Origin of the sequence: Marinobacter sp. LQ44 (assembly GCF_001447155.2) — a bacterium.
Classification (GTDB): Bacteria; Pseudomonadota; Gammaproteobacteria; order Pseudomonadales; family Oleiphilaceae; genus Marinobacter.
The window spans coordinates 3,861,953-3,878,021 of the sequence record NZ_CP014754.1; the positions used below are offsets into that span (position 1 = coordinate 3,861,953).

General features: G+C 57.8%; 13 protein-coding genes. 9 read left to right on the plus strand and 4 right to left on the minus strand.

Translation table 11 applies throughout. From position 1 onward, the window contains the following. Window position 1: 1 nt before the first annotated feature. Window positions 2-1,630, plus strand: a complete 1,629-nt coding sequence (locus ASQ50_RS17710) for an acyl-CoA synthetase (RefSeq protein WP_058093102.1) — start codon at window positions 2-4, stop codon at window positions 1,628-1,630. A 95-nt stretch (window positions 1,631-1,725) separates the two neighbouring features. After that, entirely contained in the window at window positions 1,726-3,096 is a 1,371-nt protein-coding gene (locus ASQ50_RS17715) for a solute carrier family 23 protein (RefSeq protein ID WP_058093103.1), read from the plus strand. Between the two features lie 94 nt (window positions 3,097-3,190). Here ASQ50_RS17715 and ASQ50_RS17720 read toward each other — a convergent pair whose 3' ends face one another. Continuing rightward, window positions 3,191-4,174, minus strand: a complete 984-nt coding sequence (locus ASQ50_RS17720; RefSeq protein WP_058093104.1) for a hypothetical protein — start codon at window positions 4,172-4,174, stop codon at window positions 3,191-3,193. A 270-nt stretch (window positions 4,175-4,444) separates the two neighbouring features. Here ASQ50_RS17720 and ASQ50_RS17725 point away from each other — a divergent pair, with 270 nt between their 5' ends. The 3 genes from ASQ50_RS17725 (at window position 4,445) to ASQ50_RS17735 (ending at window position 7,489) form a co-directional block, all read left to right on the plus strand. Further along, complete coding sequence (locus tag ASQ50_RS17725; RefSeq protein WP_058093105.1) at window positions 4,445-5,263, plus strand: metal-dependent hydrolase; 819 nt, start codon at window positions 4,445-4,447, stop codon at window positions 5,261-5,263. A gap of 117 nt (window positions 5,264-5,380) precedes the next feature. Then, complete coding sequence (locus ASQ50_RS17730) at window positions 5,381-6,331, plus strand: DegV family protein (RefSeq protein ID WP_058093106.1); 951 nt, start codon at window positions 5,381-5,383, stop codon at window positions 6,329-6,331. Between the two features lie 132 nt (window positions 6,332-6,463). Then, window positions 6,464-7,489 (plus strand): hypothetical protein, encoded by a 1,026-nt coding sequence (locus tag ASQ50_RS17735; protein ID WP_058093107.1) that lies wholly within the window; start codon window positions 6,464-6,466, stop codon window positions 7,487-7,489. A 112-nt stretch (window positions 7,490-7,601) separates the two neighbouring features. Here ASQ50_RS17735 and fdxA read toward each other — a convergent pair whose 3' ends face one another. Further along, window positions 7,602-7,925 carry a ferredoxin FdxA gene (gene fdxA, locus ASQ50_RS17740; protein WP_058093108.1) on the minus strand — a complete coding sequence of 108 codons (324 nt, stop codon included), beginning with the start codon at window positions 7,923-7,925 and terminating at the stop codon, window positions 7,602-7,604. A 163-nt stretch (window positions 7,926-8,088) separates the two neighbouring features. Then, window positions 8,089-10,722: a DNA mismatch repair protein MutS gene (gene mutS / locus ASQ50_RS17745; protein ID WP_058093109.1), complete on the minus strand. Its 2,634-nt coding sequence runs from the start codon at window positions 10,720-10,722 to the stop codon at window positions 8,089-8,091. A gap of 103 nt (window positions 10,723-10,825) precedes the next feature. Here mutS and pncC point away from each other — a divergent pair, with 103 nt between their 5' ends. The 3 genes from pncC to ASQ50_RS17760 all read left to right on the plus strand — a co-directional run bounded on the left by pncC (window position 10,826) and on the right by ASQ50_RS17760 (window position 13,017). After that, window positions 10,826-11,326, plus strand: coding sequence for a nicotinamide-nucleotide amidase (gene pncC / locus ASQ50_RS17750; RefSeq protein ID WP_058093110.1), 501 nt, complete (start codon window positions 10,826-10,828; stop codon window positions 11,324-11,326). A gap of 163 nt (window positions 11,327-11,489) precedes the next feature. Beyond that, complete coding sequence (gene recA, locus ASQ50_RS17755; protein WP_058093111.1) at window positions 11,490-12,533, plus strand: recombinase RecA; 1,044 nt, start codon at window positions 11,490-11,492, stop codon at window positions 12,531-12,533. Between the two features lie 22 nt (window positions 12,534-12,555). Continuing rightward, window positions 12,556-13,017 carry a flavodoxin family protein gene (locus tag ASQ50_RS17760; RefSeq protein ID WP_058093112.1) on the plus strand — a complete coding sequence of 154 codons (462 nt, stop codon included), beginning with the start codon at window positions 12,556-12,558 and terminating at the stop codon, window positions 13,015-13,017. On the opposite strand, the gene ASQ50_RS17765 is transcribed toward ASQ50_RS17760, so the two are convergent. Beyond that, a complete protein-coding gene (locus ASQ50_RS17765) occupies window positions 13,018-13,395 on the minus strand; it encodes a PilZ domain-containing protein (protein ID WP_058093151.1) in 378 nt (125 codons plus the stop codon). Between the two features lie 239 nt (window positions 13,396-13,634). Between ASQ50_RS17765 and ASQ50_RS17770 the strand changes: the two genes are divergently transcribed. Continuing rightward, window positions 13,635-16,043 (plus strand): Lon protease family protein, encoded by a 2,409-nt coding sequence (locus ASQ50_RS17770; protein WP_058093113.1) that lies wholly within the window; start codon window positions 13,635-13,637, stop codon window positions 16,041-16,043. The last annotated feature ends 26 nt before the right edge of the window (window positions 16,044-16,069 follow it).

Sequence of the window (16,069 nt, forward strand, 5' to 3'; positions counted from 1 at the left end):
AATGACTTCGATCTTCGACCAGGGCCTTGCGCCCCGGGATGCCAACTACGCCGTTCAGTCCCCCATTGATTTTATCGAGCGCACCGCCAGTGTGTACCCGGATTATCCGGCCATCATCCATGGTGCCATCCGTCGTAACTGGGCCGAAACCTATGACCGTTGCCTGCGCCTGGCCTCTGCCCTGAAAGGCCGGGGTATCGGCCGGGGCGATACCGCGGCGGTGATGCTGCCTAACATTCCGGCCATGGTGGAATGCCACTTTGGTGTGCCCATGATCGGCGCAGTACTGAACACCCTGAACGTGCGCCTGGATGCCGAGGCCATTGCCTTCATGCTGGAGCATGGTGAGGCGAAAGTTGTCATTGCCGACCGCGAATTCGGCCAGGTAGTTAAGGATGCGATTCGTCACCTTGAGCACAAGCCCCTGGTAATTGATGTGGACGATCCTGAGTACGGTGAGGGCGTTCAGGTCAGTGATCTCGACTACGAAGCCTTCCTGCAGGAGGGTGACCCAGAGTTTCAGTGGAGTTTCCCGGCCGATGAGTGGGATGCCATTTCCTTGAACTACACCTCCGGCACCACGGGTAACCCCAAAGGCGTGGTCTACCACCACCGTGGCGCCTACATCAATGCTTTGGGTAATCAGACCGTCTGGTCCATGGGCATGCATCCGGTGTACCTGTGGACCCTGCCGATGTTCCACTGCAATGGCTGGTGTTTCCCCTGGACCATTACCGCCATGGCCGGCACCCACGTGTGCCTGCGCCGGGTAGACCCTGAGAAGATCCTGCAGCTGATCCGTGACCACCAGGTTACCCACATGTGTGGCGCCCCGATTGTTCTGAACGCGCTCCTGAATGCCTCGCCAGAAGCCAAGGCGGGTATTGATCACGAAGTGAAATCCATGACCGCCGGCGCGGCGCCCCCCGCCCAGGTGATCGGCTCTATTGAGGAAATGGGCATCAAGGTGACTCACGTTTACGGCCTGACTGAGGTGTATGGTCCGGTCACCGTCTGTGCCTGGAAGTCGGAATGGGATGAACTGCCGTTACGTGAGCGGGCCCAGATCAAGGCGCGCCAAGGCGTTCGTTATCACACCCTGGGCGGTACCATGGTGGCTGACCCCAACACCATGCAGCCGGTCCCGAAAGACGGCAAGACCATTGGCGAGATCTTCCTGCGCGGTAATACCGTGATGAAAGGTTACCTGAAGAACCCCAGTGCCACGGAAGAAGCCTTCCGGGGTGGTTGGTTCCACACCGGTGACCTGGCCGTGTGGCACGAAGACGGCTACATGGAAATCAAGGACCGCCTCAAGGACATCATCATCTCCGGTGGTGAGAACATCTCCACCATCGAGGTGGAAGACACCCTTTACCGCCACCCGGCGGTGATGGAAGCGGCGGTGGTTGCCCGGCCGGATGAGAAATGGGGTGAAACGCCCTGTGCCTTCATCACCCTAAAGCCAGAGGCAGGGGATGTGTCTGAAGAAGACATCATCAATTTCTGCCGCGAGCACCTGGCCCGGTTCAAGGTGCCCAAAACCGTGGTCTTCTCGGAGCTGCCGAAAACATCCACCGGCAAGATCCAGAAGTTCGTGCTGCGGGACCAGGCCAAAGATCTGAACTAATCCCCCTGAACGGCGGCATCTTTCGGTGCCGCCACACCTCGTCACAAAAACAACATTGACTGGCACCCGTCACCGGTGTGCCCGGAGGTAATGCAATGCAAATGTTCCACAGAAAAAACGGTGAAGAACAGCCGTTCTGGCCCGCGGGCCCTTTCAAAATCCGTCTGCCGTTCGTCCACTATCGTTGGGAGTTCGCGGAGATGGTCCAGGCCCTGATCATGTTTGTGGTCAGTCTGGCGATGATTCCCCTGCTTGAAACCTATCTCGGCGTACCCTACGAGGTGGCCCTGGCTTATGTCGTGATCTGCGGTATCGGTTTTATGCTGCCGGCGCTGCTGGGCGTGCCACTGGTTCCCGGCTGGATAACCCCGGGTATTCCTGTGGTGCTGCTGTTCCTCTCGGACTACGAGCCTGGCCCCGAGGCCATTCAGGCGCTGTTCGCCTTGCAGTTCCTGGTGTTCCTGATCTTCCTGATTCTGGGTGTTACCCGCCTGGGTAGTAAACTGGTCGAGTGGATTCCGCGCTCCATGAAAGGCGGTATCATTATCGGTGCGGGTATTGCGGCCCTGATGGGCGAAATCGAAGCTGGCGGCCGTCTGGCCAACACGCCAATCTCCCTGATTGTCGGCGGCCTGGTGTGTCTCTACCTGATGTTCTCGGTGTCCTTCAAGGGCTTCGTCGACAAGAGCAATATTGCCCGCAAGATTGCCAACTACGGCATGGTACCGGGCATGGTAGTGGCGATCCTGGTTGGTTTTGCCACTGGCGAATACGCAGTACCGGATGTGCAGTGGGGCATCACCAAGCCGGCCTTTGACCAGCTGTGGAACTACCTGCCGTTTACCGTAGGCTTCCCGGATCTGAATATCTTCCTGTATGCGATTCCAACCGCAGTCATCGCTTACGTGATCGCCTTCGGCGATATCGTGGTGGGTCAGTCTCTGATGAATCGTGTCGACCACCTGCGCAAAGACGAAGACATCGACAACAGCATTGATCGCGTTCACCTGGTAACCGCTATCCGTAACGGTGGCCACGCGTTCTTCGCACCATACCCCGGCCTTGCCGGTCCAATCTGGACAGCGGTCACCGCCACCATGGCCGAACGCTACAAGTATGGCCGCAATGCGATGGACTCCATCTACAGCGGTGGTGGGACGTTCTGGATCACAGGCTTTATCGCCCTGTTTGTGCTGCCGCTGGTGAGCTTCTTCCAGCCGGTACTGCCGATTGCCCTGTCGCTGACGCTGCTGCTGACCGGTTACATCTGTTTGATGGTGGGCCTGGAGCAACTGGAGAACAACACCGAGCGAGGCATTGCCGGCACCATGGGTGTGGTCCTTGCGGTGTATGGTGCAGGCTGGGGCCTGGCCACAGGCGCCATTCTCTACTATTTGATTGAGCGTACGCACCTGCTGAAGTTTACTTCCGACCCGGAAGCCCCGGGCGCCGAGAAGAGCGAGTAACACTGAACCCGGTGCCGTTATGAAGATGGCGGCACCAACCCACTGTGTGTCCTTGGGAGGCTTGATGCCTCCCTTTTTTTGTTTCCAGGTTGCTCTACTGCAGTGATTCGCGAAGGTCAGTCGCTGCCCGTATCAGCAGGGCTTCCTCGGCACTGAGAGGCTGCCTGTCGCCGATTTTTCTGAGGAGTGTCAGAGCGGGCTTCTTGCCGTCGCCGCCATTCATTTTCAAGCGGGCTCTGGCGTATTCGTAATAGACACCGGGATATTCCGGCGACAGTTGCTGCGCCTGTTCGAACAGCTTTTCTACTGAGGACGCCTTTGCGCCGTATGTCAGCCGCGCGATGAAGCCGCCGGCTTTTTCTATGATGCCGGCCTGAACGCCGGCAAGCAGGATGATGGCGTATATGTTGTCGGGGTTTTCCTTGAGCAGCGCGTCCAGCGTGTCTTGTATTTCAGAGGTGTAGCCGGTTGCCATCGCCTCGGTGGCAGAAAGATCTTCGAGAATCCGCGCCTTGCCATAGGCATTGCCAAACCGGATCATCGGGTGATCCGGCGCCATGGGCATGATTTCGCGAGTGAGGTGAATGACCTCCTCCAGAAGCGCACGCGTTACATCCTGATCGGTTTCAATCAGTGTGGCATGTAGAGCCTGGGCATATAGGCCGGGGAAATAACCGGCCGGTCCCAGGGCCAGTCCGAGGTTCCGCGCTTCTTCAAAACGGCCGTTGAACAGCAGGCTCCAGGCCCTGCGCAGCTCGGCGGCGTAAGATTCATAATGCGCGTCCAGGTCACCTTCGGAGAGATACGCAAGTTCGGGGTGTTCAGTGGCGATGGATTGCAGGTGATTCTGAGTGTACGCGGACATTTCCGGCCAGCGCAGAGCGTCTTCTTTCAGGCTCTGTGCCGTTGGCAAGGGGCCTCGAAATCCACCGGTCAGCGCCTGCCAGTGTTCACCCAGATTGTCTTCCGAGTAACTGAACGACGCCATGGTGGCGGGATAACCGCTCCAGTTCTGAGCGGACATTGCGGGGGCACTGATCAACAGGCCGACTACCACTATAAAAATGCGATTGAGCATGGTGATGGCTCCTCCTTTACCGAATAAGAGCATGGCACCCCCCGGGCATTCATTGGCTTTGATTTTTTGAACAGTGAAAGAGAAGTCAATACTCGACGTAGTTGAAAGCCAGGTGATGACAGTTTGTCATTTTGTGACAGTATGTTGATATTTGATCAGAAACCTATTTCCGCCGGCCTGAATCGAGAGTTACACTCGATCGACTGGTGAATAACTATCCAACGTCGAGTGTTCTAAGAACAAACAACAAGCCGACAACAGGAGGTCGCAATGAGCATCAGTTCCACACCGGACGGCGTCGCCGTCAAACCCAGGCATCTGCGTTTTGATGTAAGGGATGAGTTGAAAACCCTTTGGCACGGCAACGATGCCTTCCGCACCGCATTCTTCAATGCCTTGTCGCTGCAGTTTCCCGACGGAGAGCAGCAATTCATTAACGCCGTTCGCCTGTACCGGGACCAGATTACCGACCCTAAGCTCAAGGAAGAGATCAAAGGCTTTATCGGCCAGGAAGCCCTGCACAGCCGAGAGCACAAAGATTACAACGAAGCCCTGAAAGCCCGTGGCTATGATATCGATGCCCTCGACGCGCGCTTCCGCAAGCACATGGACTGGGTAGGGCGGTTGCCGCCCAGCCGCCAACTGGCGGGCACCTGTGGTGCAGAGCACTACACCGCCGTGCTGGCCAACGCCATTCTCAGTCACCCCGAGTGGATGGAGGGCGCTACGCCGACAATGCAGAGGTTATGGCGCTGGCATGCCATCGAGGAAACCGAGCACAAGTCGGTGGCGTTCGACGTATACCGGGCCTGCGTTGGCAATGAGCGGTTGCGCCGGATTGTCTTTCTGTTTGTCACCTGGAATTTCTTCAAGTACACCTTCATCAACACCTGCAGCCTGCTGAAGACGGATGGCAAGCTCTGGAGTCTGAAAACCTGGTTAGGCGGGCTGAATTTTCTCTGGGGGAAGCCCGGCGTTCTGCGCAAGTGCCTGCCGGAATTCCTGGCCTACTTCCGGAAAGGTTTCCACCCATGGCAGCAAGACAACCGGCGGCTCCTGGAACATAACCTGAAAGAACTGGAGGTTTGACAGCCTGAGGTGGTGCTGAAATTTTCACCAATCTGTGCAAGACTGTAGCGCGACAAAAATAATGACAATAAAGGGCATGCCCATGTGAGGTGTTGCCCGCACCCGGAGACACGCAGCATGCGAGTAGGCCTGATTGTAGATTCCGCCTGTGACCTGCCCTATGACTTTGCCCGCAAGCACGACCTGTTCGTTCTGCCGGTAACCGCTATTATCGACGGCCAGACCTATACCGATAAACATTGCCCGGTTCGTACCCAGGAGTTTTATCAAAGCGGCTTGCTGGACAAGGGTCATGAGGCCGAAACCGAAGCCTACACCGCTGAACAGATCCATGACCTGTTCATGGAAAAGATCGTGACCGAGTTCGATGTGGCCATCTGCGAAACCGTCACCAGGAGCCGCAGCCTGATTTTCCAGAATGCCACTGAAGCCATGAACTCCGTTATGGCTCACTACGAGGAGGCCCGTAAAGCCGCTGGCCGGGACGGCAAGTTCTCCATGCGGGTGATCGACAGTAAACAGATCTTCGCCGGGCAGGGTTTGCTGGCAGCCCATACACTCAAACTGATAGAGCAAAAGCTTTCCAAGAATGCCCTTCGGCATGAGGTCGAGACGTTTACCGACAAGATCTACACCTGTGTGATTCCCCGGGACCTGCATTACATTCGCGAGCGTGCCCGGCGCCGTGGTGACAAAAGCGTCTCTGCGTTTGCCGCCTTCCTGGGCAGGGCCTTGAACATTGTCCCGGTGATTTTTGGCCAGGGCGCTGAGGGCAAACCCGTGGTCAAAACCCGCAACTTTGATATGGCAGTCGAAAAAGTGATGAATTACGCGGTCGCCCGGGTAGAAGCCGGTTTATTGACGCCATACGTCAGCTTGTCCTGCGGCCTGACCTGGACGGAGATCGAAGATCTGCCAGGCCTGAACCGCTTGCGCGATGCCTGTGAAAGCAATGGGGTAGAGCTGTTGCTGTCACAAATGGGTATTACCAGTGCCATATACGTGGGCCCGGGCAGTATCTGTCTTGCCCTGGCCGCCGAGCCCCACACCTTCAACGATTTCCAGTAGCCTCCAGGCCTGTCGGCCCAGACTGGCCCTGCATTGCCCCAACCGGGGTAATTCCGGCGAACCCGCGCCAGGCCACTTCGTGTTAGCCTCGTCGGCAACGTTCAGGACCCTAGCCAAAAGGATGCCCGGTTTATGTCAAAGACAAGCCCAAGCCTTGCCGATACTTTGTTGGAAGCACACGTCAAACACGAGATGTCTGCTCTCAAAGGGGCAAAACTGAAAAAGTTCATCGATAACGAGGTAGACGAGCTGCTCGATCACGCGGGCAGTGTCACCCTGAACCGACTGGTAAGTGCGGACCAGGTGATGGGCGTGATCCAGCGTATTGTGGTGGATATGGAGCTGGACGCCGGTATTCCGGAGCTGGCCGCGGAAATGGCGACCGAGGTCATGAATGCCTCGGTCCAGTCTGACACCACCCTGGGCGATATCCTGTCTCGTGAACAGGCCAGCGGGTTCATCGAAGAAGCCCTGGAGCTACGTCACCAACGGGAGCGCATTATTGCCGAAATCATGGCGCACCCGGTCTACCAGGAGCTGGTGTCCAACCTGGTCTACCACGGTCTGGTCAATTACCTCTATGAAGACAACCTGATTACCCGGTCTGTGCCTGGTGTTGGCTCCATGATGAAGTTCGGCAAGAAAATGGCCAATAGGGCGGTGCCCGGGCTGGACGAAACGTTTGAGCGGCGCATCAAGGCCTGGTTGGCAGACAGTTTGCCGGGGCTGATTTTCCGCAGTGAGCAATTCCTGCACAAGGCGCTGTCTGATGATGAGCTGAGAGATACCGTGATGGCTGCCTGGGTATCCCTGGAAGGTCGAACCATTGCTGAGCTCAAAGAAGGGCTGGGTGATGTGGAGTTGCAGGAGTTTGTGGTGATGGGGTACGAGTTTTGGCTGAATTTCCGGAAAACCGGCTACTTTGAAGGCTGCGCCAGGGCGGTGGTGGAGCATCTTTTTGCCAAGTATGGCGATCGCCCGGTCATGGACCTGTTGCAGGATGTCGGGGTGACGCGAGAGGTTATCGTGACTGAAGTTGAATCCCTGGCGCTGCCCATTGTGGAGGTGTTGGCCGAGGAGGGCTACCTCGAGGCACTGGTACGCCGGCGTTTGGGAGCATTCTATCGATCTGCAGCAGCCAAGAAATTGCTGGCTTAGTCTGTGATGGCGGATTCATTGCCCTGAGCCCCGGTATTGCCAGGCTCAAACAAAAAGGCCGGACGATGTTTGTCGTCCGGCCTTTTTGCTGCAGCGGTAACGCCTGAGGTTATCAGCGCTCCAGGTACTGCAATTTGTTGGGTTTGCCGTCCCACTCTTCCGCGTCTGGCAGCGGGTCTTTCTTCTCGGTGATGTTCGGCCACTTGCCCGCCAGTTCGGCGTTGATCTCAACGAACGCTTCCTGACCAGCCGGCAGTTCGTCTTCCGAGAAAATGGCTTCGGCCGGGCACTCGGGCTCGCACAGGGCGCAGTCTATGCACTCGTCCGGGTCAATCACCAGAAAGTTGGGGCCTTCGTAGAAGCAGTCCACCGGGCAGACTTCCACGCAGTCGGTGTATTTGCACTTGATGCAGTTATCAGTAACGATAAACGCCATAGTCAGATCCCTGGTTCGTAAAGTAATCGGTCTCATCAGGAGCCCTGATGTTCCGGCCCCATCTATAATTTTGTGCGCGATATTGTAGGGAGCACCCCCCGCAGCCGCAAGCGTTGGGCTGCTATAACCTTATTACACAGATCAAGTTTGGCCCAGTTTCCTGTTATTTTGCCAGCAAAGCTTTCAGCTCATAGAGCTGATTGAGGGCATCCCGTGGTGAAAGTCCATCAATGTCCAGTTTTTGCAAGGCGTTCTCTACAACGCTCGGCTCCGCGCTGGCAAACATATCGCCCTGAAACACCGATTCCACGGCAGCCGGTTGTTTAGCCGTTTTGGGGGCTGGTGATGGCGCTGCAGCGGTACCGCCTGTAGCTCCCTTGGACGGGCCGGCGCTGCCTTCCAGATGCGCGAGCTGCGCCTTGGCATTGCGAATCACATCCTGGGGCACGCCCGCCAGTTTGGCCACTTGAAGGCCATAACTCTGGCTGGCCGGGCCGTCGTGTACATTGTGCAGGAAAACGATGGAGTCGTCGTGCTCGGTGGCCGTCAGGTGAACATTCACCGCATGTTCCAGGTCATCCGCCAGTTGGGTCAGTTCGAAGTAGTGGGTGGCGAACAGGGTGTAGCAGCGAATGTCCCTGGCCAGGTGCTCAGCCGTGGCCCAGGCCAGCGACAGGCCGTCAAAGGTACTGGTACCGCGGCCCACCTCATCCATCAGCACCAGGCTGTGCTCGGTGGCATTGTGCAGGATATTGGCGGTTTCGGTCATTTCCACCATAAACGTGGAGCGGCCGCCGGCAATGTCATCGGAAGAGCCCATGCGGGTGAATATCCGGTCTACCGGCCCCAGTACCGCCCGGTTAGCAGGTACAAAGCTGCCGGTGTATGCGAGCAGGGCTATCAACGCGGCCTGGCGCATGTAGGTGGACTTACCACCCATGTTCGGGCCGGTGATCACCAGCATGCGCCGCCTGGCGTCCATCAGCAGGTTGTTCGGCACGAAGGGCTCGTCCAGCAGTTGCTCTACCACCGGGTGGCGGCCCTCTTCCACATCAAAACCCGGCTGCTCGGTGAACTCCGGGGCGGTGAAACGCAGGCTGGTGGCCCGCTCGGCAAAGTTGCTGAGCACATCCAGTTCCGCCAGGGCCTGGGCGGCGTCCTGCAGCGGTGCCAACTGCTCGGCGACGGTTTCCAGTACGTCGTCATACAGGCCTTTTTCCCGGGCCAGGGCCCGGCTCTTGGCGCTCAGGGCCTTGTCTTCAAACTCTTTCAGTTCCGGCGTGATGAACCGCTCGGCGTTTTTCAGGGTCTGGCGGCGGATGTAGTCCACCGGCGCCTGGTCTGACTGGGCCCGGCTGATTTCGATGTAGTAACCGTGCACCCGGTTATAGCCCACTTTCAGGGTGGAAATGCCGGTGCGTTCGCGCTCGCGGGTTTCCACATCCAGCAGATACTGGCCAGCGTTCTCGCTGATGTTGCGTAGCTCGTCCAACTCTTCATCAAAGCCTTCGCGAATTACACCGCCATCCCGGATCACCACGGGCGGGTTCTCGATAATGGCCCGCTCGAGCAGGTCAGCCAGCTCCGGGTATTCGCCAATAACCGTGGCCAGCTTCACCAGGTGATGTGAGTTAACGGGCTTCAGGGCCTCCTGCAGCCCCGGTAAGGTCTGGAACGCATCCCGCAGGCGTGCGAGGTCCCGGGGACGGGCGGAGCGCAGCGCGACTCGGGCCAGAATCCGCTCGATATCACCCACCTGCTTGAGCAGATCGTGGACTGGCTCGTAATGGAAGCCGTCGAGCAAAGCCGACACCGCCTGCTGGCGCTGGCGCACAACCTCCACATTCCTGAGCGGCCGGTTCAGCCAGCGGCGCAGCTCACGGGCGCCCATGGCCGTGGCCGTGCGGTCCATTACCCAGGCCAGGGTGTACTGCTGGCCACCCATCAGGTTGGTGTCTATTTCCAGGTTGCGGCGGCTGGCGGCATCCAGGATCACCGCATCTTCCCGACGCTCGCGGGTCAGTTTGCGGATGTGGGGCAGGGCGGTACGCTGGGTTTCGCGGGCGTACTGCAGCAGGCAGCCGGCGGCACAGATAGCCAGGTGCAGGTCTTCACAGCCAAAACCGGTCAGGTCTTTGACCTGTAGCTGTTGGGTAATCACCCGCCGGGCGGAGTCCATCTCGAACAGCCAGGGACCCTGGCGACGAACCCCGGTAAAACCTTCCAGCAACTCGCCGTAGGGGAAGTCTTCACTGATCAGAACTTCTGCCGGCCGCAGGCGCTGAAGTTCCCCCTGCAGGGCTTCCAGGCTCTCCAGCTCTGCCACCGAAAACCGGCCGCTGGAGATGTCCAGCGAAGCGAACCCGAACTGTTCCTTATAGCTGAAAATCGACACCAGCAAGTTATCCCGCCGGTCTTCCAGAAACGCCTCATCGCTCAGGGTGCCCGGTGTAACCACGCGCACCACCTGACGATCAACCGGCCCTTTACTGGTGGCCGGGTCGCCAATCTGCTCTGCAATGGCGATGGATTGACCTGCGCGCACCATGCGGGCAATGTAGCCCTCAGCCGCGTGGAAAGGCACGCCCGCCATCGGGATGGGGTTGCCCCCGGACTGGCCGCGGGCAGTCAGCGTAATATCCAGAAGTTCCGCTGCTTTCTTGGCGTCGTCGTAAAACAGCTCATAGAAATCACCCATGCGATAAAACACCAGCTCGTTCGGGTGTTCCCGCTTGATCTTCAGGTACTGCTGCATCATCGGGGTGTGCTTGGAAAGATCGGTCTGGGCTACTGACATGGGTTTGTCCGGTTGATCGTACTTTTGGGTGAAAGCGGGGATTGTAAGAAAATAATGCCCGTGATGAAACGAAGGGTTTGGCAACAGACACAGGGAGATTGTTATGCAGGCCTCTGACCAACAACTGGAGAGTGCTGGAAACACGCTGGGTGAGTGGCTCGCCGAGCACGGTAAAACCATCGCCACCGCAGAAAGCTGTACCGGCGGCTGGGTGGCCAAAGTGCTGACTGACCGGGCGGGGTCGTCTGCGTACCTGATGGCCGGACTGGTGACCTACAGCAACGAGGCGAAACAGGCCATTCTGGGGGTTGAAGAATCGGTACTCGCCGAACATGGCGCGGTGAGCGAGCCAGTGGTTCGCCAGATGGTCGCCGGTGCCATCCGCGCTGCGGATGTGGACATAGCCGTGGCCATCAGCGGCATTGCCGGCCCGGGTGGCGGCAGTGATGAAAAGCCCGTAGGCACCGTATGGTTTGCCTGGGGCACCGGCCCGGACCGCATCGAAACCAGCATGCAGTGCTTTGACGGCGACCGGGATCAGGTGCGACGCAAGTCGGTTTTGTATGTTCTGCAAGGGGTTACGGAGTTTCTGAAAACACTGTGACGTTTTTCACCCGGGCAGGGGTTGGTCTCAGCGAAGGCTTATGTTTTAATACTGTTCAAATATACAGGAAAACACTGGATGCCTCCGGTGTCATCGCTTTGAATTTCGCTGCTGTTGGCCCAATCGCGGCTCAGCGGCCCCGGAAAATGAGGGTCAGGTACCAATGGAAGACAATCGCAAGAAAGCACTCAGCGCAGCACTCGGCCAGATTGAGCGCCAGTTCGGCAAAGGTGCCGTGATGAAAATGGGCGACCAGCCCCGTGAAGCCATTCCTGCGGTATCCACCGGTTCCCTCGGGCTGGACGTCGCCCTGGGTATTGGCGGTCTGCCTTACGGCCGGATCGTTGAAATCTACGGCCCGGAAAGCTCCGGTAAAACCACACTGACCCTTCAGGTGATTGCGGAAGCCCAAAAGGCCGGAAAAACCTGCGCCTTCATTGACGCCGAGCACGCGCTCGACCCCATTTACGCGGAAAAGCTGGGCGTAAACGTAGACGACCTGCTGGTGTCCCAGCCAGACACCGGCGAACAGGCCCTGGAAATCGCCGACATGCTGGTGCGCTCCAACGCCATTGACGTGATCATCGTCGACTCCGTTGCCGCACTGACACCGAAAGCCGAAATCGAAGGCGAGATGGGCGACAGCCACGTAGGCCTCCAGGCCCGCCTGATGTCCCAGGCCCTGCGTAAACTGACCGGTAACGTCAAACACGCCAACTGCCTGATGGTCTTCATCAACCAGATCCGTATGAAAATCGGCGTCATGTTCGGCAGCCCGGAAACCACCACCGGCGGTAACGCCCTGAAATTCTACTCCTCCGTACGCCTGGACATCCGCCGCATCGGTGCTGTCAAAGAGGGCGACGAAGTGGTCGGTAACGAAACCCGCGTAAAAGTCGTCAAGAACAAGGTATCTCCGCCCTTCAAACAGGCCGAGTTCCAGATCATGTACGGCAAGGGCATCTACCACATGGCCGAAGTGCTGGACATGGGCGTTAAAGAAGGCTTCGTCGACAAATCCGGCGCCTGGTACGCCTACAACGGCGACAAAATCGGCCAGGGCAAAGCCAACGCCTGCAAGTTCCTGGAAGAGAACATCGACATCGCCAACGAAATCGAAGCCAAGGTTCGCGACAAGCTGATGCCCAAGCCGGTGAAGAAAGAGGCGGCAGAAGCGCCCGCGGAAGCGAACGGTGAATTGCTCTAAGTAGGAACCTGGGAGGCGTTACATGAAGCGACTGTTGATCGTAGCCCATGCACCGTCTCCCAATACCCTGAGGTTACGGGAGGCCATTGAAAAAGGCGCCCGTAACCCGGAAATCGAGTCGGTGGAGGTGGTGGTTAAAGCGCCGCTGGAAGCCGGCCCCGAAGACATCCTCGCCTGCGATGCCATCATCCTCGGCACCACCGAAAATCTCGGCTACATGTCCGGCGCCCTCAAAGACTTCTTTGACCGAAGCTACTACCCCTGCCTCGAGAAAACCCAGGGCCTGCCCTTTGCCTACTACATCCGCGCCGGCCACGACGGCACCGGCACCCGCCGCGCCATCGACAGCATCACCACCGGATTACGCTGGAAACGCATACAGGAGCCATTGCTGTGCAGGGGAGATTACAGGGATGAATTCGAGCAACAGTGCGAGGAACTGGGCATGTACGTGGCGGCCAGCCTGGATGCTGGCCTGATCTGATTAACTGGCGAACCGGTTGTAAAAGCCCTCAATCCGGGAAAGCGCATTGTCGATCGCTCTTGAGTAGCCTTTCTTGTCTAGACAATAGCTAAACTGCAGACTCACACGGAAGCCCGTCTGAAACGGCTGGCACGACACCACTCGGGCATCAATGCGCGACTCGCTGATGTATTTACCCTCAATATCCAGGAACAAATGGGCCCCGGAGTCTACCGGCCGAGGGCACAGCACCGCCATACCGTAACGATTGAGATCCAGGCAGGTTACCGCCACTGGCTGCTTCCCGCGACCAAAGAACGCCCTCTCACGGAGTTGCACCCTGAGACACGACGCCGAAAAACGATCCTTGATGCGGCGATCTGCGGAATAATTCGTCATTGCTTTGACCATCACCCGTATTGTACTTGTTGTATCCGGAATCCGTCCGGGCATGGAAGTGTAGTAATCGACGGCCTGCCTGAAAAATGACCAAGGGGGAATTTGTGACCCGGTTGGCATATTGTCACGAATCCGGCATCTTCCGATAAATGCGGCGCGGATAGGCGACAGCTTGAAGCTCAAACACTACAATGCGAGCGACAGTTACTACTCAAAACCGAACTCAACGGGAAGCGAACTTGAAGTCATTGCCCTTGCATCAGCTCTACAAAGCCTGCGTTCTTAAAGATCTGCCATTCAAAACCACCCGGCAACTGGAGCCGCTGGCTGAGATTGTTGGCCAGAACCGCGCTCAGGAAGCGGTTCGTTTTGCGCTCGCCATGCCCCACGGTGGTTATAACGTGTATGCGGTAGGTCGCAATGGCTTGGGTAAGCGCACCATGATGCTCCGGTACCTTGAACACCACATCGATACCGAACAGCAGAGCCACGACTGGTGTTACGTGGCCAACTTCGATGAGCCGCGTAACCCGCGGTTGCTGCAACTGCCGGCAGGGATGGGCACCCAGCTCAAACAGGACATGGACAAGCTGATGTCGAGGTTGGTGAAGGTGATTCCCCAAACGTTTGACAGTGACAGTTTCCTGGAGCGCTCCGAGCACCTCAAGAACGAGTACGGCAAAAAGCAGGAAGATGAGCTCGAGAAAGTGGCCAAGCAGGCCCGGCGCAAGAAAGTCAGCCTCACGGTAACCACACCGGGTGGCTATCGGCTGGTTGCCATGAATGGTGATGAGCCCCACACCGTGGAGAGCTTCCAGGCGCTGACCGATGAGCAGCGCGACAAGTTTGAAGACACCATCAACGCCCTTGAAAAGAAACTCCGCCAGGCCCTTCGCAAACTGGCCGATTGGGAGCAGGAGTACGCCGAGAAGCAACAGGCATTGAACCAGGAAACCCTCGAAGGCATCTCGGGCCACCAGATTGATGAGTTGGTCAAGCGCTACAATGACCAGCCAGACGTGGTTGCCTATCTTGAGGCCGTTCGCAAAGACCTGGTCGACAACCTGGATATCTTCCTTGAGGACGACGAAGAGCAGGCGGCGATCGCCTACGCCTCACTGGACAAGAAAACGCCCCGGCGCTACGTGATCAATGTACTGGTGCACCAGAAAACCAATGAGGTGCCGGTGGTGGTGGAAGACAATCCCACCTACCACAATCTGTTCGGGTACGTGGAGAACGTTACATTCAAAGGTACCGTGTTCACCGACTTCTCCCTGATTCGCCCGGGCAGCCTGCACAAGGCCAACGGCGGTTACCTGCTGATGGATGCCATCAAGGTGCTGGAGCAGCCTTTCGTCTGGGATGGTTTGAAGCGCGCCCTGCGCTCCCGCACCCTGCAGATCAATTCCCTGGAGCGGGAGCTGACGCTTTCAGGGACCATTTCCATTGAGCCGGAAGCGGTACCTCTGGATGTTAAAATTGTGCTGTTTGGTGATCGCGAAACCTGGATGCTGCTGCAGGAATACGATTCCGAGTTTGCTGAGCTGTTCCGGGTGACCGCCGATTTCGAAAACGAGATGTACCGTACTGAGGAAAGCCAGCTTCTGTATGCCAAGTTCATTGCGAGTCTGGTGGTGGAGAAGAAGCTGCTGCACTGCACCAATAAAGCGGTGGCCCGTATAATCGAGCACAGCGCGCGCATGGCCGAACATCAGAACAGGCTCTCGCTGCATGCAGCGGACATCGCCAACCTTTTAAGGGAATCCGATTTCTGGGCCCGACAGGCGGGTGCCAAACTGATCTCTGAAGTGCACGTTGAGCGCGCGCTGGAGAGTGCCCGTTACCGTAGCAGCCGTATCCGGGATCATTTTTACGATTCGGTTCGGGACGGCTCCACCCTGGTGACCACAACCGGCACCTGCGTCGGTCAGGTGAATGCCTTGTCGGTGCTGTCGACCGGCGGTTTCGAGTTTGGTCTTTCCAACCGGGTAACGGCGACCTGCTACTATGGTGATGGCGGTGTCATGGACATCGAGCGGGACGTGAAGCTGGGTGGCAATATCCATTCCAAGGGCGTGATGATTCTCAGCTCCTGGCTGGCCTCCCATTTTGCGGTGAACGACCCGATGCACCTGTCGGCCAGTCTGACCTTCGAGCAGAACTACGGCGAAGTGGACGGTGACAGCGCCTCCCTGGCCGAGCTGTGCGCGTTGATCTCTGCACTGTCTGGTATTCCGGTGCGGCAGGATCTTGCGATTACCGGCTCGGTGAACCAGTTTGGCGAGGTGCAGCCGATCGGCGGCGTCAACGAAAAGGTCGAAGGCTTTTACGCCACCTGTGAGCTGAAAGGCGGCCTGACCGGCTCCCAGGGAGTGATTATTCCGGTCACCAACGTGCAGAACCTGATGCTGGACAGCGAAGTGGTCAAGGCATCCAAAGCGGGCAAATTTGCCGTATACCCGGTTGCCCGTGTGGAGGAGGCCATTACACTGTTGCTTGGCAAACCGGCGGGCAAGGCCGATGACAAAGGCAGGTACCCCAAGCAAAGCGTTTTTGGCATTATCCAGCAACGGCTCGAGAAAATGCGGGAACATGAACGGCAGGAACATGCCAGGGACGATCACAAAGATCCGTCCATCCACTGACCGGCTCCATAATAAAACGGACAGGA